This is a genomic window from Paenibacillus sp. FSL H7-0737 (genome assembly GCF_000758545.1).
Taxonomy (GTDB): domain Bacteria; phylum Bacillota; class Bacilli; order Paenibacillales; family Paenibacillaceae; genus Paenibacillus_AQ.
Genome location: NZ_CP009279.1, coordinates 5954256 through 5972896 on the forward strand (window position 1 = coordinate 5954256; position 18641 = coordinate 5972896).

The window sequence follows — 18641 nt, forward strand, 5'->3', positions numbered from 1 at the left end:
TTCCAACATTGTATTTATTCGTATCGCAGAGATTCCATTGGATCGAGCTTGGCAGCCTTCGATGAAGGCATCAAACCAGCGACAATACTAATCCCTGTACTTACAACTAATCCGAATACGATATAAGATCCAGATAAGTTAATAAGCTTTACGCCAAAAGCATTTTCCAAAAGTATATTTAAACCAAAGCTAATGATAGCTGCAAAGATTATTGCGAAGACACCACTAAATATACCCAATAATGCGGATTCGGAAAAGAATATTCGCTTGATATCTTTCTTTCTTGCTCCAATCGCACGAAGGATCCCAATTTCTTTCGTCCGTTCCACTACACTAATGTAAAGTACAACCAATATCATAATCCCTGATACGATGAGCGAAATCCCTGCAATACCAGATAGAACGATCGTAGCCATATCCACATAAGTCGTGATACGCTCCATGATTTTTGCCGTTTGGGAGCCCGAGAAGCCCGCATCAACAGCTGCTTTATTAATATCATTCACATATTTCATATCCGTTGCAAAAGCATTAACCTGAATCGGGCCAATGGTAATCCCTTTATCAGTATACATTTGCTCCAGTGTCTGTGTTGGAATATATCCTGTTGGTGACATTTGCGCTCTTGGATCAGTGGCTTCATAAACACCAGAGACCGTGATTTCTTTTTCCAATGTTATCGGTTTATGTTGAGCATCCATTTCATTAATATACAGATGAATAGACTTCCCTACCATAGCATTCGGTTGGTCATTTCCACTTAATTGACTCGCTATTTTCGTTGGTAATAATACTTCATTTTCTTTCGGTAAAGCCCCTGCTTTAATCGTCGCTTTATCAAATGTATCGTTTAAGGTGGTTAATTGTGTAAGACTACTCGTTTGTTCCCCAAAAACCGTGGTAGATTTGCCTGTAATGGTTGTTATGGTCTCTACATGATCTACATTTGGAAGGTTACGAATCGTCTCAACATCGGCCTTTGTAAACGTAACGCCGGGTAACATCATCGCTTCTGGGTCCTTCATGTCTTTGGCTTCTGGATTTGGCTTAGTGATATCTACCAGCAAAGGGTCCATACTTGAATTAATTTCATTATTAATATAGCTAGTGATCCCATTTCCTAAGGAAAGCATCAAGAGTACACTTAAAATACCTATCGATCCACCCAATGCTACCAATACATTACGTTTGGCGTTAAGCTTCATATTTTGAAGGGCCATTTTGAAAGAAGCCATTAAGCTGAGATTTCGGGCCGAACCATCTCCCCCATCATAGGTAGCCATGGAACGTTCCTTCAAATGAATATCGTCTTTCACCAATCCCTCTTCAAGCTTAACGATACGGCTACCGTAATCAGCTACTTTCTGCGAGTGGGTCACGGTAATGACCAAGATTCCTCTTTTCGCTATGCTGTCCAACAAAACTAAGATTTGATCACCTGTATCCTTATCCAGCGCACCCGTAGGTTCATCTGCCAGTATAATATCTGGATTGTTCGACAATGCGCGTGCGATGGATACCCGTTGCTTCTGTCCACCGGACAGTTGATTCGGACGTTTTTTCAGATGATCCTTTAATCCTACCTCCGTCAAAATCTCTATAGCACGCTTATTACGTTCCTTCTCGCTTGTATTCGTCATCTGCATCGCAACCGTAACATTTTCCAAGACTGATAAGTGTGGAATCAGATTGAAGTTTTGAAATACGAAGCCGATGTTGTTCTTGCGATAATCATCCATTTCCTTTTCGGTCATCTTGCTTAGATTCTTCCCGCGAACAAGGACATCGCCCTCATAATCAGAGTCCATTCCACCAATGATATTCATTAGTGTGGACTTACCGCAACCAGACTCACCGAGTATGGAGACAAATTCACCTGTCTCAAAGCTTAAATTCACATCATGGAGTACTGGAACCTTTTCCTTACCATACAAAGTATACGATTTTTTAACATTCTTAACCTCTAATATGTTCATTCCGATCTCTTCCTCTCCTGGGTCACGATCTTTATCTCTTCCTTTGATGTTTCCTATCCTAACAAATTTATGTGAACTGATAATGAACTGAAAACTTTCATGATTTGCATATAAAAAAACAACCTTCAATAACTGAGGTTGTCTTGTCCCGCGTAATATGATTCTGCATGAACAGCAATCATGCTCCTTCTTTCTTTAAGCTAGCGCTCTTTTTCGTATCAATCTAATTTGGCCTCTGTGATTAATTTCATCTTCGAATACATGAAACCACATGAAGTAGTAATTCGCCTGTTTGTTATGCCAGAATTCCTCTTCTGTATATAACCAGTCATCATCGACGGTTGCGAACCATTCATATGTTTTTTCCCTTACTTCATTTAAACGGTCTAAATAATAGCTAAGATCATGTCCTTTAATCATCGCCCTGCCTTCATCCCCTAAGTTCAGTGCCGGCCCCCATATCGCTAACTCTTCTTCGGATAAGTCTCTTCCCTCAAATGTCGCAACTTGATACGCATACTCTACAGCAGCGTAATGTAATAATAATGCTCCTATAGAGTTGCTCTCCGAATCCAATAAATAGTCAAGCTGCTCTACACTTAAGTCTTTAACTGCCGCTAATGTGGTATGTCTTGCATAATTCATCATGGATAAAAGGCGACTAATTTGCGGCGGATAACCGGGGATATCTGTGATCAAATATATTTTGTCCATGTCTATCATAATGAGTGCTCTCCTTCATGTTTTGGAAATGTAAATAGGCTTATCTGAATGGCTCTGAAGCTTTGATTACAGGTAATGACACACAAAAATCAAAATTGCTCCGATCTAACAAGTCCGAGCCGCTTTCCCTCTACAATTGCTTCGGATCTGGAATGTACACTCAGCTTCTCAAAGATTCTCGTCAGGTTATACTCCACAGTTCTTTGTGACATTAAGAGCTTGCTGGCTATGTCCTTATTGCTTTTTCCACTGGCTACTTCCTGGAGTATTTCCTGTTCCCTTTGATTAATGGACACTTCTTCAATTAACTGATTATCACGATTGCCCGATATTTTAATATCATTTCTTCGAAGCTGTTTGAGTAAAGAAACCGGTATGACAGCCTCATTCCTCAGAGCGCAGCGTATCGTATTTAATAATTGTTCTCTGGATGCAGTCTTAGAGATAAATCCTGTAACCCCTGACTCCATCAACAGGTTATAATGTGCACTGATTTCATATCCGGTATAAATCACCACTTTTGATTCAGGATCAAGCTGAACAGCTCTTTTGGTGAATTCCAGTCCGCTGATCGTAGGCATGTTAAGATCGCATAAGATCACGTCAAATTCTTGCTTCTCCAGCATATCGAAAGCTTCTATTGCTGACAAAACAAAGGTAACCTCCATATCAGCATCCTGCTCAATCATATTTTTAGTCCCTTCTCCTACTGAAGGATGATCATCAACCAACAAGATACGTATCATCGTCATCGCCTCCTCTGTTCTTTCCTTCCGCAAAAGCTGTTGTCGGTAAATAAATAATGACCTCCAGCCCTTTACCCTTCTCCGAGTTAAACAGGCACTCTCCTTCTAAGCTTGCTACACGCTCTTTAATTCCGGACAGACCCATATGCTGAAAAGATTCTTTAATATCTAAGATATTCATGCCTACTCCATCATCCTTGTAACGGAAATAGAGTTGCTCTTGCTGGTCAAGCTCAATCTCAATCTGATTCGCTTTGGCGTGCTTTCCGGCATTTCTCAGAAGTTCCTGTACAATTCGATAAAGGGCAATCACTAGATCTTCGCTTAGCGCCCCTATTGGGCTTGATTTAAAGGTAATAATATAATTGGACTGTAACTGAGCATATTCAAACAAAATTTCTAGTGCCTTGACGATTCCAGTCTCTCTTAGTAGTGGCGGGCGTAGCTCATTGCAGGTCTCACGAATTTGATGGATAACATCTAATAAACCTTCTTTAATTTGAAGCAACTCAGGTAGGATTTCATTGGGAATAACATGATCCGAGATTAGCGTTTCAAGTCTACGAAGCCAAATGAGTTGATCCTGAAGCGCAGAATCATGTAAATCCGCCGCCAGCTTTCTTCGTTCATTCTCAGATAGGTTAAAGATCAGACGAAGAACCCATGGTGCCGCATGTTGATCTTTTTTCATTTCAGCTTCAAGGTCTTCAATCAGACCTTCTATCAGATATAAATTCTCATAGACAATGCTTGCATAGTTTGCAATGGTATTTAACCAATTTAGTTCATCTGTATTAAACTTGGTGTGATTCTTCTTATGATCAATCCATAAAAGGTGGAATTTCTTTTTGTGACGACCGATTACGAGTGCTATCCCCTGCTGAAGCTGGACTACTTCGCCTACTTTAAGAACTGGAGATATCGAAACAAATTGTATATTGATCTCTTGTTCCGAATTGTCCACGATTTGTGCGAGATTACTCAAATCCTCATCTATCTCAAAAAAAGCCGACCGATTAACCGGTAGAATCTCATTGATTTCCTTGTAAAGTGCAGCCTCCAAATCAGATCGCTTCATCACTTTGGAAATTTGCTTGGAGAATCTCTCCAGACTGCCTTGATAATGATAAAGTTCACGAAAAAGCCTAGGTCGGAAATAATAATCTATTTTCTCCTTGAAAAATAAGAAGGCCGTAATCGATAAATAAACCACCAAGAACATCTGAACCCATTTGATCCAATCATATTCTTGCCTACTCTGTATGATCGCAAGTACAGCTACAATCATTAGTGCTGGAAGAAAGGCAATTAACAGATAATATTTAAAGCGATTAAAAGCAAAATCAATATCAAATAGTTGTTTAGCAGTTAGCAGATAAAAATAGGTAACCGGCATCAAAAATAAGAAGATCGTGGTGACCTCGAAAGGAATCAAGCTAACCCCAAAAACAATGGGTACAGCAGAGAAGAGAACAAACGGTGTAAACGCAAGAACGTGTCCGGTAAGCATAATTTTGAACATAGATTTAAATGCTGATTTCCGATTATTGATATATAGAGATAACAGCTTAAATATGCTGTATAGGATGCCAACCACAAAGAACCCGATAACAAACAGACGCATAAAGGAATATAAAGATCTATCCCACGAATATATGACTAAACTAAAGGTTGTAAGTATACTTAGAAGAATGACTAATCCATAGTATACCTTGAGTAGAAAAGTAGATATAAATTGGATATTAAACCGCTTCAGATAAACTTGGAGAAAGTGGATAAACACCACCGGAATTAAAGGCAGCATACAACTTAAAGTGATCCTACCGATGAGATCTGATCTGCTTGAGGCATAACCCGCAAAGTAAGTTACGCTCACCATCAAAAAAAATAAAATTAACAATTCAGCCGAACGTTCTCCTGCCCTTTTGCGATACAAAAAGAGACTTAATATCATTAGAAAAAGTAACGTTACTCCAGGGACTACAAGCTGTGTAAACTTGTGATAAAGTGAATACTCATTCTTTATATTGACATGCATATGAATGGAGTTTCCTTCGTTTGAGGTGCGGATAATATCCACTGATTGGACCTGCGCCAGGACATTATACCGCACCACTTTATCCGCTAGTTCGACGTCTACACCATTGACCTGAACTATGATATCTCCTAATCGTAAATTCTGTTTATAGCCTTCCTCAGACGCGCTGATTTCAGAGATAACATATTGTCCCTCTGTATTCTTCTCTATTCCCACTCCGAGCAGTACATTAGAGTATATTACTTGTACAGAGTGAATCAAAAGAAAAGAAAACAAACAAATCAATCCCGCTATGATGTAATTACGAATTTTAGCTGACATTTGAGGTCCCCCGAATTGATCTTAATGTTTTAGAACCAGGCATCCGTTATGAATTCATCACTCTTACTATTCTTACGAAGAAATGTATCCTTTAAAGCTAGCTGCTCAGCAGCTGGCATACCAGCAAGTTGCAGTTTTCCCGACAGAAGCTCATTAACCTTCATTGGCTCTTCTAACAAAACTTGGATCCATTCTTTCAACATTGTTAATTCCTCCCTTTTTTCTTCTTGCTCTCAATATATCAATAGAAATAGGGATGTAAAACGACAATGTGATTGATATTTACCGCAGTTTTTAATTGCGGTTACACTTGCGTGGACTTGCGGTCTCGGTGAGGAAGCTTGTGTAATTATTTTAACTGAAGAAGTAAAAGCTCTTTCCAATGGGCTTCCAGTTCCATCTGATCCACGAGTTCTAGAAATTTGTAATAATGTGTACGCATCCGAGCGGACGAATACAACAACGTACCAGAATCATTACATATCTGCTCGATCTCCTGCCTACGACTTAATATCCCTTCTGTTGTGCCTTTACCGTTAAAATAATCAATCAACCAATCCTGTTCCTCATTAGCAGCCATTTTCAGTAAATATAAGGTAGGCACTGTTCTCTTGCGATGCAAAAAGTCATTTTTCTCTTCCCAGTTTAGCAAATCACGGAGATCATTCTTCATTTGAGCAGCAATGCCCACTTCATTGATATAAACCGCTACCTTTTCGTTCCAATCCCCGCAAGCGAGAATAACGCCTATCATACAGGCAGAAATAAGCAGTGCCGAAGACTTTTGTTCAATTATGCTTATGTATTCTTCTTCGTTCTTGGATTCATTCATAAGGTCTAGGGTCTGACCATTGATGGCCGTAAGCATCTGCCGATTCATAATTTCGGATGCCTTCATTAGCCTGTCCTGCGGAAAGTCACAATCGAGTAAACCTTGATGTGCCAGCGTAAGGAAGCCTATCGCTATGTTTAAGGAGATCTCAGGTGGCGTCTGGCACCATATGGTGGAGGGTTGATCCTGATCCTGCAAATCATCAATAATGTCCAGTCCGAGTATCATTAACTCAATGGATGCGGCTGCACGATAAATATCTGTCTGTTCACCAGCAAACATCCGGTAGTGAATGACACATAACTTGCTGAACAATAAGGTTTCTTTCAACTTCACTTCCAGAAAAGCTACAGCTGTCTCATGTAGGTATCCTACTAAAAAGTATTTTTTGAGTAATTCCCGTAGTTCAGCCTCAACATTCTCCCTCAGTTGTTCCATTCGATCCCTCACCCTTGAGAAAATAACCACTTTACCATTTTAAAACAATTATTTTGAAAATAATATACCCTAACCCATATTATTCCTTATAGTTCAAAATACAAGAAACGACATGAAGATAATAGTGCACAGTATAAGAATGCTTATATTAAAAAAAGCGCCACCTTTCCTATAATGAAGACTAGGAAAAATATGACGCTTACTGTGGCTTAGGGTTCTCTGACGTTCAACTCATCCTTCTTAGATGGATGAGCCTCCAAGTAGTCCTGTGGGAGACTATTATTCTGACGATTCATAAATAGTGATTTCCCCAGCATTTGTAATACTAGCGAGTAAACCATCTTCATGCGGGTGCCTACTAATAATTCCCGGGTAGATAGATCCTCCAGATCTCCTTGGTACTCACCCAGCTCCTCCTCATCCGATAAACTAGGCATACACTCACTTCCTTTTCAATGAGCAGTGTTATACCGTTATCATATGATAGAAGTAGCTGCTTCACACCGAAAACCTTATTGCAATCTCCCGCCATTCTTTTACGTTTATCCAAAGCTCGTTAAATCATCAGATCGGATGTAGCTGCTTGCCGCTTCTTTCTTCGGTTGTGATTAAGTATCCAGATGGCCGTAGCGCCGTATATGATAACGGGGACTATCCCACTCTCCCCCGCAATATATTCCAGCATTGGTGACGAAGTAGATGAAATATTACGAAACACGCTGTCTACAGCATTATTAGTTCCATGTAAAAGTACAGCCGGCCAGATACTGCCTGAGGTCAGGCGTAATTCATTTATAACGATTCCTGCAAAAACAACAGATAGGGTGAACAAGCCTACTACAATATAACGGTTCCCTGAAGAATGATAAGCACGAGGGCCAAGAATTGCCGGGTAATGCCATAATGCCCAAATGAAGCCCATTGTTATACTTGAGCTCACTCTGCCCATCCACTGAAAACGCGGGAGGAGCCAGCCTCGCCAGCCTATTTCTTCTCCCAAGGCGGACAGCGAACCAAGCACAATATACACAGCCAAGTAAACACCCGTCTCGATCCATGAATCGGGAGAAATCAAGCCTGATTTCCATCCACTCCAATAAACTGTATAGCCCGCTCCCAGTGAAAATAAGGGAATGAGCAAAGCCAATATGTACTCTTGTCCTCCTCTAAATTTAAAGCCCAGCCTTCTCCAGCCTGCCGAACTGTATCCATCCCTTACAACGAGAAACATCATGATACACACCGCAAAAAACGGAGTATACCCGTATATGCCTTGTAATGAATCCGGGAGCAGCCGCATGCCAAGCGCCATGGCCCATACAATGGCAATAAATATCAGGGATTGTTTCTTATCCGAGATCAATCTCCTCACCTACCCTTGTCTATTATATTTTGAATAAGCAACACATGCATTATATACAAAATATGATAGAATTATACATTAAGATAGATTCATAGAGAAAAAATAGATTAAGGCCGTGCTCTAAAGTGAACATCATTCACATTAGAGCACGGCCCTTTTCCAGCATATTCGATTAGCTTATTTATACGATTCTCGGCTTACGAATACTGCTTAACAAGAAGAGCAATAGGAAGAACAATAGCAATACCCCCGTCTCCAGATAAAGGGAAGAGAAACCTTTGCCGTTCAGAATTTTCTCCGCTGCGATAAGGATCCAGGTCGTCGGAACAAACTCACTGATTCCTTTCAGTACAGAAGGCATCATTTCTCTTGGCCAGAAGCATCCACCCAGCATACAAATAGGAACATTAATCAAACCGATTAACGCATTGGCCTGCCTGGTTGTTGACGAGAAGCTGCTGACTAGTACACCCATGGAGATGCATACTAGCGAGAATAACATAAAGAAAAGGATTAGTGTTACGAGATGCGTTCCCATATCAAGCTTGAAGCCCTTAATCATGACATAAAACACAATAAGAATCTGGAAGACCGATAAGCCCAAGAAACTCAGAATATTCTGAAGCATGTAGCTCTTCTGTTTCATGGGTGAATACAAGAGACGCTTGTATACACCCGAGGTCTTATCTTCGATAATCATCGTTGTAGAAGTTGTAATCAAGAATACCATGCTCATGACCAGAAATCCCAAGGCTCGCAACGATTGACTGAGGTCCCGCCCCTTGTCTTCGATGACCTTTAGTTCGGAAGTGAAGCTTCCGTTCTGATAGAGCTTTAATCCCTCATAAAAGCTCTCGCTGCTCCCTCCAGAGGATTTCCCTATATTTGCAGCAGCATTAGTAAAACTTTGAATATCCATTTTGATGGGGAGCGTCGCATCGGATTCCTCCACACTAAAGGTCTTAATCTTGGCGTCCTGCCCTTGAATCAATTTTTCCGTGAGCCCTTGATCGATTTGAATCGCGTAATCAATCTTGTTATTAATTAATTGATCCTGTATATCCTCTTTCTTCAGTACAATCAACCGACTGTCCTTCGATAATTTGTCTTGAATCATTTGAGTGTAAGGCGTCTTATCCTCGTCGGCAATACCAACCTTATATTTACTCTGCTGTACGGAACCTCCGATAATAATCATTGTGAACACAATAGGTATAACCAACATGGTGATAAGCTTACCCTTCTTCTTGAACAACCGCTTGAGATTATTTTGGAATATAATCATGCTAACTTCCTCCTAGCTCCCCATCCGGAAATGATAAAGATTACCGCAATAATGGTCCATAAGGCAATAAAGCATGAGGCCGAACCTATTGTACCTCCATAAATATTATTGAAAATAATCGTCTGCCCTAAATAATTAGGCGATAAATACATGAGCTGCTCAAGGTCTAGCTTGACATATCCTCCACCAATAAAAGTCATGATCGGCACCAGCATATTTAGAATAGATGTAGAGCGTGCCTGATCCTTAGACAACATGCTGATCATAACTCCCAAGGCAGTTGAAAGCACGGCCAGTGTCAGCACCACCAGCATAATCATTCCTGGATTTGCTCCCCAGTTCGCATCAAATGCTACTTTAGTAAAGAAGTAGACGATCATAGCCTGCACGAACAATAGGGTGACACAACCGATGATCTTACCCACAAAATGCTGCATAGGTCTCATCGGCGAACTGCGAAGCCTACGTCCAAGCGCGCCTGTGAAGTCCTGTGACATCTCATCACTACCGTATAATGCCCCTGCCATCAGGGTAAGCATGAGCATGGTTACTGCATAATAGTCCATAGATCCCGGTGTCTTACCACCAACAGAAACGGGAACCTCTTCTATCCCTCCAGACTTGGCATCATAATTCATTTTGGAATCCAGCTTAGCAAGTGCCTCTGTAGTATTAGCACCGATGATAAAGCTGTCTACAATGTTCTGTACAATCGTTACCCGGCTGTTCTTCACGTTATTGCTATAGATAGAGATAGCGCTCTTTTTCTTATCCATAATCGCCTTCGAGTAATCCTGATTCAGATAGATGAATGCGGAAGCATCGCCATCTTTTACGCTCGTCATCCCTTCCTCTTCACTCTTCACCTCTTTGACGTTAAGCAATGTGGTGATCGCTTCGAGCTTAAGAAACTCATCGAAATTACGGGAGACATCCCCTGCATCCGCGTTGTAGTATACGACGGAGGTCTTTTCCAGCTTAGTTGGCTCAAAAACCCCTTGCAGCGCGGTTCCTAGAATTAGTGTGATCAGCAGCGGCATAAACAATCTTTTGACAAACGTCCGGTAATCCCTAACGTTCGTGATGATCGTGTAATACGCGATATATAAAATGTTCATAAGGTACCTCCTAATCCCGAAGGGTCCTTCCGGTTAGAGTAAGAAAGACGCTTTCCAGGCTAGGTCGCTCAACACCTATGGTAATAATCTCGGCGTGTGCGCTGGTTAACCGTTCAATCATACGGGTCAAGTTATTGCTGCCTTTTGTCGAAACGACTGTAATCCTGTTCTCATCTACCAAGCACTCAGTTACGCCTTCTACATTCTTCAGACTGTCTGCAAACATTTGACTCGTCGCAGCCACTTCGATAAAAGTCTTTTCCTCATTCGCAATTTGTTCCTTTAGTTCTTCACTAGTGCCGCAAGCGATTAAACGACCTTCATCCATAATGGCAATGGAGCTGCAAATCTCCTCAATCTCCTCCATGTAATGGGAGGTATAAATGATAGTGGAGCCTCTCCGGTTTAATTCGCAGATAGATTCGAGAATATGATTTCTGGACTGGGGATCTACGCCAACCGTGGGTTCATCCATAATAATCAGCTTCGGCTGGTGTACGATCGCACAAGCAATATTTAATCGGCGCTGCATGCCTCCTGAATATTTGCCCGGCTTATCCTTTCTGCGGTCCCATAATCCTGTGAAATTTAATGCTTCTTCTACCCTTTCCTTAAGAAGCTTTCCTTTCAATCCATAAAGCTTGCCGAAAAACGTTACATTCTCGTAGGCAGTCAGCCCTTGGATTACGGCAATATCCTGCGGAACAACACCGATTTGCTTTTTGATTTCCGTTCCTGCGGATTTCATCGTTTTGCCAAACAGAAGAATCTCACCTTCTTCAGGATCACTCAATCCACAAATAGTACTAATCAAAGTTGTCTTCCCTGCACCATTCGGGCCTAGCAGACCGAAGATTTCGCCTTCTTTTACCGTCAGACTTACTTGATTTACAGCCGTTTTATTCTGGTAGCGTTTTACGATGCCATTCAGTTCCAATATCATTAACTCTCACTCCTCTTAGATAATTGATTATTGAGCCCAGTGGCGAGTACGGTTAAAGGGATACACCGGCACGCTCAGCTTGTTCCAGCTTGAATCCTTATACCATAGCTTCCAGTCCAGTACGGCTCCGTTAACGAATAATTGGCAGATCTCCCGCGCAATTTCCGTCTGTTCTACGGGTGCCTTTCTATCCTGCAATGCTGCTTGGAGAAGCAGGTTTGCTGCCTCCGACTGTTTTCTCCTCTGGCTTTCGGTGATCGCAGTGTCAGATGATCCTGCTGCGTATATTCCCTTATCCCGTAAATACCTTATGCCACTGCTGATGATCTCCTGAAGACGGATAAGCAGTTCCTCTAGGCTCGTAACTGGAATAGCCAAACGGTACTCATGCTGACCTCTCCCTGTATTGGCTGTATGGCATAAGTCTCCTATAGCGCTTGAAGGGTGATCCTCAATCCAGGAGATATACGCGTTCACCAATCGGATCAGCGAAGTCTCGTTAGTGGCTGAAAGTGTGAAGATATGCGTTTTCAGACGCTGTTCCTTCTCTGGCGAAGTTGTTTTGGAGACCGCAACCTCTTTGCTGCTATTGTCACTGAAAGCTTCCTCCACAATTAGATGACAGTTGGTTCCGCTATAGCCATAAGAATTGATTCCCGCTCTTCTCGGAGTGCCTTCAACCTCCCAAGCTACCTTTCGATCGTTCACATAAACGGCAGACTGAACAAATGGGATAAAGGGATTTGGCTCTTGAAAGCCGCCACTTGGAGGTAGCGTCTTGTGCTTAAGTGCACCGATCACCTTGAGCAAGGAGGCAACACCTGAACCGGCAACCAGATGACCAATGTTTCCTTTCGTAGAGCCTATCGCACAGAACTGTTTCTTATCTGTCCGTGTTCTGAAAGCAGAAGTGATTCCGCTAAGCTCTATCGAATCGCCAAGCTTTGTCGCGAGTCCGTGTGCCTCTAAATAGGTAATCGTTTCAGGATCTATCTTGGCATCTTCCCAAGCATCAGTAATTGCATTTCGGATTCCCTCTGCGCTCATTTCCGCCAGTTTACTTGTGCTTCCATTATTACTGAGAGCACTGCCCTTTATGATGGCATGAATGTGATCCCTATCCTGTACGGCCTTCTGCAGGGGCTTCAATAAGAGAACTACTACTCCTTCTCCCCAGGTTACCCCTCCAGGACTGCGGTCAAAGACTCGCGTAGTATCTTTGCTGGTCTCAAGCATGCTGTTCTGAACGATAGGATACAGAAAGAGATTAATACCACCCGTAATGGCCATAGTGCATTCTTTATTCCGAATGGCTTGGCAGGCCGTATGTACGGCTGCCATGCCGGAAGAACAACCGGTATCCACAACTAGACTAGGACCGTTAAGATTCAAATAATTTGAGATCCGACTGGCCAGAATTCCTGTCCATGAGCCTAAGAGCGTATCTGCATCCCTCGTTCTTTGAACATCCAAGTAAGAAAACAACATTCGATGGGTATGATCATTGCCAACATATACACCAGTCTTACTGCCATGGAGCTTTGTTCCCCCATATCCCCCCTCTTCGAGCGCTTCATAGGCTGTTTCTAGAAAGAGTCTTTGATAGGGATCTATGCTCTCTGCTTTTTTCGAAGGAATCCGGAAGAATTCAGCATCAAATTGATCCAGATTCTCTAAATATCCACCACTGAAATAAGGATCACTGCCACGTAGATGCTCCGGAAGGAAGACATCCATGTCCTGCTTTCTGCTTTTCGGGAAAGGAACAACCGAGGAGATACCATTCTCCATGTTGCTCCAGAATTGCTGTGGATGGTCAGCACCCGGCAGTTTACAAGCCAGACCGATAATCGCAATGTCACGGTTAACTGGAGCCATCTTTTTCAGCATAGTTAAGGCTGTACCTCTATCGAGTTCACCTTTTTGAAGAAGCTCCAGGATTTTGCGATTGATAACCTCCGTCTCACTCATGCTCCCCCTCCTTACTCCAAATCTGCGGCGATAAACTCAAGGACACTAGCCATATCCGCATCTCCGGTCTCAAACTGCCCAAGTAATTGATCCAGATATTCTTCCTCTGTAGCATCCTTATTCTCAGGCGCGGTAGATGGTTGGATTACCCCTCGTTTGGTATCGATATATTCCGCCATCTCTGCTACATTCGAATAGGTAAACATATCAGAAATATCAACGAGATCTGGGTATTCACGATCGATGTACTTTAACAGCTCGGTGGCCATAATTGAGTCACCACCCATCGCGTTGAAGCTCTCATAGATGTCGATCACAGGCATGTTTAGACCGCGAGCATAGATATAGGCAATGGTGCGTTCAGTCTCGGTGTATTCATCTTCACCCTTCCCACTAAAGGTGATTTCTCCAAGAGGTTGTGGTGTTGCGGAACCCCCTGCCGCCCCCGCATGCTGCTGATGTTTGCTGAGCATTTTTCGTAAAGAGCGAGACAGACTCATCGGTAATTGCGGCTCGATCGCTGAGAGTAGCGTAAGATTGATTTCACCAGGGATCACATTGGATAGATCCGTTTCTAGGAGCTGGCTGATCACTTCAAAAGCCCGCTCATTATTCACGGATCGGAAGAGCACTACATCCTCAGAAATGTTGTAGTCTACTGCCATTCCGACCTCACTCCAAGCTGGCCAGTTTACTGTGGCTGTTTTGCCTGCCACTCTGCGGCGCTGGGAGGAGAATGTATCCAGATAGCTGTTGGCTGCTGTGTAATCGCCTTGACCTCTTGAACCGAACAAGGTAGCGATGGAAGAGAAGCTGATGAAGAAATCTAATTGATCTTCCCTTGTCAAATGATCCAGCAGCCACGTTCCATACAGCTTCGGATGAATAACTTCATCAAAGTTTCCCTTCTCTTTGCGAATTAGGAATCCGTCACCAGCTACACCTGCCCCATGGAATACTCCGTTGATTCTTCCGAACTTATGACGCAAGGTACTTAAAGCTTCCGTTACCTCATCTTCGTTACTAAGATCAGCACTGAAGCACAACACTTCGGATCCCAGCTTCTCAATTTCTTGGATCTTCAATAATTTGTTGACAAGGGTCTGTTGTTCGCCTTGTTCGATAATAGTTGCCCAGTCTGCTTTATCTGGCAGCTGTGACCGGTTAATTAAGCCTAAACGAACCGGCTGTTTGGAGGCCAAATGGCGTGCCAGTGCCAACCCGATTCCACCAGTACCTCCAGTGATCACATAGACACCATTAGCCGTAATCTCCACCGGCTCCGACTTGACTTGATCCCAATCCACATGGCCCAATTGCTCGGTATATCGCTCGTTCTCACGATAAGCTACCCGAAAGCTTGGAGCTGTGGTTCCAATCTCAGCAATAACACGTTCAACCGAAGTGTTCGGGTCTATTTCGATACTGCGGCAGGAAAGTTCCGGGAACTCCTGAGCCACTACCTTCGATAAGCCTAGCAATGCAGCATTATGCGGATGAATAACACGTTCTTCCCCATTCACTTCATGAGCATTATCTGTAAGAATGATAAGTTCAAATTCCTGTTTTACTTTGCTCTGAACATACGCTCGGCTCAAATGGTAAAGGCTGTCTACCCCTTGCTTCACGGCTTGCTTCAGTTCAAAGAGTTCATTGATTTGTTGTTCTCCAGCTAATGACAAGGTATGAATGATTTTAAGAGTTCCACTACCAGCCAGATCTTCGAACATCCGGCGATATCCAGACTCCGTACCATCAATGATGATATGGTTATCATCGATCTGCTCATAAGCCTCTCCCCACTGCGATTCAACGATGCTCATGCCCTTATTATGCAATTCTGCCATTAGTGACCGCGTAAATTCTGAATCTTGTTTAAGAATGAGAATCTTTTCTCCGGAAGCGAAAGCTGGAGCTTCTTCCATGATCGGAGCAGCTACCCATGATGTTTTGTAGTAATGATGAAGCTGGTTCGATTCTTTAAATTGTTTCACTTGAATTCGCTTAATCGTGTACTCTTCGATTTCTGCGAATACTTTGCCGTTCATATCTGTCAAAGAAATATTAAATTTGATAGTTTCTTTGTTCTTAGACTCTTTCTCAATTTTGCGGATATGGGTATAGAAGCGTTCAGGCATTGCTCTATAAAACTTGAAGTTCTTATAGGAGAGAGGAAGATACATACCCTCACCGAAGCTTTGTGTAGCGGCATTAACGGCATTGTCGAGCATGCCGGGATGTAATCCATACTGCTCCAAATCCGAAACGAAGGCTTCGGGAATGTTCAGCTCGGCAACAACATCCTTTTCTCCTAAGTAGACTTGCACTACATTCAGCCATCTTGGACCGAAGGTAACTCTGCCACTCTTGTTCGTTAATGCATCATTATCGACAATCAACTCACGGCGTCCGCTCTGATTTTGTAATTGCTCCAGAGGATAAAATACATCTTGGACATCAGACATCGGATAAATATCTACCTCCATATGGGCGGTCCACGTTCCAGCAGCTTCTTCCTCCTGCTTCGCTTCACTCGCTACGATCAGGTGGAGATGATCCCGTTCCCTCTGCACGATAAACTGTACTTCTTTGTTCTCTTCTTCTCTTACCGAAACTGGGGAAAGGAAGATGATATCCTTCAGTTCCAGACCGCCGTTCGGATAATATCTTTTCCCAATTTCTCTGGCAATTTCCACATAAGCGGTGCCTGGTACGATGCAGGTACCAAATAGCATGTGGTCCTTCAGCACCCAGTGCTTTTCTGTGTTTAGAGAGACCGAATAAATCTCCTGTTTGTAGGACTTGAGAATACAGCGGTCAATCAAAGGATAATTCCCCTCTTTCACAGGTTCCGCTGCTACCTTCAACTTACTGACCTTAATCTCTCCCCAGTAAGGAGTTCGTTCAAATGGATATACCGGTAGACTCACCTTCTGTATCGCCTGACCTTGATACAAGATAGACCAGTCGATCATAGCTCCTTCTACGTAGAGCTTTCCTAGCTGGTGGTAGGGATTAACCATCTCAGGCTCCGTATGGATTTTCGTTAGAAATAGGGTAACTTGCTTCCCTTTCTCCGTAAGAATCCGTCTCTCGCTTTCAGAAATTTCACCTTCATCCTTCAGCTTCTTCTTATCAGAGACCACCTTATGTTTGCCAAAATAGATATCCGGCTGATCTTGGATTGATTCTAAGCCTTCGCGGTGTACCCAGGCTATTTTGCTGCGAAGCTCCTCTACGCTTCGGGCAACAACAGACAATCTGTAATCGAAATGCCCGCGGCCAGTATTAGAGGTGTAGCAGATTTGGGCTAGACTGGCCGATGGTGAACCTGCTAAGTATTTATTGTAGCGATCGACAATACGCACCAACGCTTCTTTGCTTTTACCGGATAACGTCAGCATTTGCTGCTCATCTGCTGCTTCCTTGCTCGATTCAATTCTTTCCGGTGCCTCCTCCAGCACGATATGGCAGTTCGTACCGCTAAATCCGAACCCGCTCACACCACCTCTGCGAGGATGTTCCCCCTTTTCCCAAGTTGTGAGTCGATCAACAACATACAGTGGGGAATCCGTGAATGGAATGTGTGGATTCGGCTCCTCGAAATGGAGGCTGGCTGGTATCTTTTTGTTCTTAAGACTTAAGATCACCTTCAGAATCCCGGCAACACCAGATGCACCAACCAGATGTCCCATGTTCGTCTTGGCTGAACCGATCCCGCAGAATTGACTTTTAGTCGTCTTCTTACGGAACGCATTGCTCAGGCCTTTGATCTCAATGGGATCTCCAAGCAAGGTTCCCGTGCCATGTGCTTCAATGTAGCCAATGGTTTCAGGGTTGATTCCAGCCTGTTCCCAAGCTTTGGTGATTACTTCCTCCTGTGCGATTGGATTAGGAGAAGTAATTCCGTTGGAAGCACCATCATTATTCGCTGCACTGCCTTTAATTACGGCATATATATGATCTCCATCCGCAAGTGCCTTTTGTAGCGGCTTCAGCAGCAGTGCTGCAACACCTTCACCAAATACTGTACCTGTAGATTTCTTATCGAAGGTTCTGACGATGTTATCCGTGGAGGCCACCGAACTAAGTACGTCATCACTTCCGTCTTCAGTATTGCCTTGAGCAGAGGTTCCCACGGAAATTCCGCCGGCAATTGCCATATCGCACTCCTGATTCCGCAAGGCTTGACTGGCGGTGTGAATAGCCACCAGACCAGAAGAGCAGGCGGTGTCGACCACCATGCTCGGTCCACGCAGATTGAACAAATAGTTAATCCGGCTAGCCAGTATGCCTTCCCATGTCCCCGTCAAATGCATAGGGTCCGGTTCCGTCAAGAAGCGGTAGAACGTTCCAGAGGTGCAGTCTCTTCCTACATAGACACCAGTATTGGTACCGACAATACGATCTCCGCCATACCCTCCGTCTTCAACAGCACTCCATGCAGTTTGCAAGAACAGTCGCTGTGCAGGGTCCATAAAACGTGCTTCGCGTGGAGGAATATTGAAGAATCCCGCATCGAACATTTCAATATCCTTGATATAGCCAGCTTTAACACTCTGTGATTCTTTTTTCTCTTCCTCTGACATCAGCTTCTGGCCAAGGAACTCCGCATAATGGGCGTTATCACTTAGAGGAGAAAAATATTTTCTGCGTTCTTCCGGGTATTCCACCATGCAGGACTCCCCGTTCTCTAAGTGATTCCAGTAAGCCTCTGGAGAGTCTGTATCTGCAAAATTACAAGCAATCCCAATGACTGCAACATCACTATTTTGCTTGTTATCCGAATTGTGTATTTCTAATAGGAGGTTTTTAGCATCTTTTTGTGACAGATTTTGTCCAGCTACTTGTTCCAAAATATACTTTTTAACTTGCTGCATCTTCCCA

The 18641-nt window shown here is 43.1% G+C and carries 13 protein-coding genes; all 13 read right to left on the reverse strand.

What is annotated here, in order from left to right:
- Positions 1–14: 14 nt before the first annotated feature.
- On the reverse strand, positions 15–1976 hold the full coding sequence (locus H70737_RS26015) for an ABC transporter ATP-binding protein/permease (protein WP_042191979.1): 1962 nt from the start codon (positions 1974–1976) through the stop codon (positions 15–17).
- A 195-nt stretch (positions 1977–2171) separates the two neighbouring features.
- Positions 2172–2699, reverse strand: a complete 528-nt coding sequence (locus H70737_RS26020) for a DinB family protein (RefSeq protein ID WP_081951215.1) — start codon at positions 2697–2699, stop codon at positions 2172–2174.
- Between the two features lie 89 nt (positions 2700–2788).
- On the reverse strand, positions 2789–3445 hold the full coding sequence (locus tag H70737_RS26025; protein ID WP_042191982.1) for a response regulator transcription factor: 657 nt from the start codon (positions 3443–3445) through the stop codon (positions 2789–2791).
- Positions 3423–5804 (reverse strand): ATP-binding protein, encoded by a 2382-nt coding sequence (locus H70737_RS26030; RefSeq protein ID WP_052404428.1) that lies wholly within the window; start codon positions 5802–5804, stop codon positions 3423–3425. The genes H70737_RS26025 and H70737_RS26030 overlap by 23 nt, the downstream gene beginning before the upstream one ends.
- Positions 5805–5833: 29 nt before the next feature.
- Complete coding sequence (gene comX / locus H70737_RS30890) at positions 5834–6007, reverse strand: competence pheromone ComX (RefSeq protein ID WP_156113188.1); 174 nt, start codon at positions 6005–6007, stop codon at positions 5834–5836.
- Positions 6008–6153: 146 nt separating this feature from the next.
- On the reverse strand, positions 6154–7074 hold the full coding sequence (locus tag H70737_RS26035; protein ID WP_042191985.1) for a polyprenyl synthetase family protein: 921 nt from the start codon (positions 7072–7074) through the stop codon (positions 6154–6156).
- A 209-nt stretch (positions 7075–7283) separates the two neighbouring features.
- Positions 7284–7511: a hypothetical protein gene (locus H70737_RS26040; RefSeq protein WP_042191987.1), complete on the reverse strand. Its 228-nt coding sequence runs from the start codon at positions 7509–7511 to the stop codon at positions 7284–7286.
- Positions 7512–7630: 119 nt separating this feature from the next.
- Entirely contained in the window at positions 7631–8437 is an 807-nt protein-coding gene (locus H70737_RS30020; RefSeq protein ID WP_052404429.1) for a CPBP family intramembrane glutamic endopeptidase, read from the reverse strand.
- A gap of 181 nt (positions 8438–8618) precedes the next feature.
- Complete coding sequence (locus H70737_RS26050; protein ID WP_042191988.1) at positions 8619–9722, reverse strand: ABC transporter permease; 1104 nt, start codon at positions 9720–9722, stop codon at positions 8619–8621.
- Complete coding sequence (locus H70737_RS26055; RefSeq protein WP_042191990.1) at positions 9719–10840, reverse strand: ABC transporter permease; 1122 nt, start codon at positions 10838–10840, stop codon at positions 9719–9721. The genes H70737_RS26050 and H70737_RS26055 overlap by 4 nt, the downstream gene beginning before the upstream one ends.
- A gap of 10 nt (positions 10841–10850) precedes the next feature.
- On the reverse strand, positions 10851–11783 hold the full coding sequence (locus tag H70737_RS26060) for an ABC transporter ATP-binding protein (RefSeq protein WP_042191992.1): 933 nt from the start codon (positions 11781–11783) through the stop codon (positions 10851–10853).
- A 27-nt stretch (positions 11784–11810) separates the two neighbouring features.
- Positions 11811–13754, reverse strand: coding sequence for a beta-ketoacyl synthase N-terminal-like domain-containing protein (locus H70737_RS26065; protein ID WP_052404430.1), 1944 nt, complete (start codon positions 13752–13754; stop codon positions 11811–11813).
- Positions 13755–13765: 11 nt separating this feature from the next.
- Entirely contained in the window at positions 13766–18634 is a 4869-nt protein-coding gene (locus tag H70737_RS26070; RefSeq protein ID WP_042191995.1) for a type I polyketide synthase, read from the reverse strand.
- Positions 18635–18641: the final 7 nt, after the last annotated feature.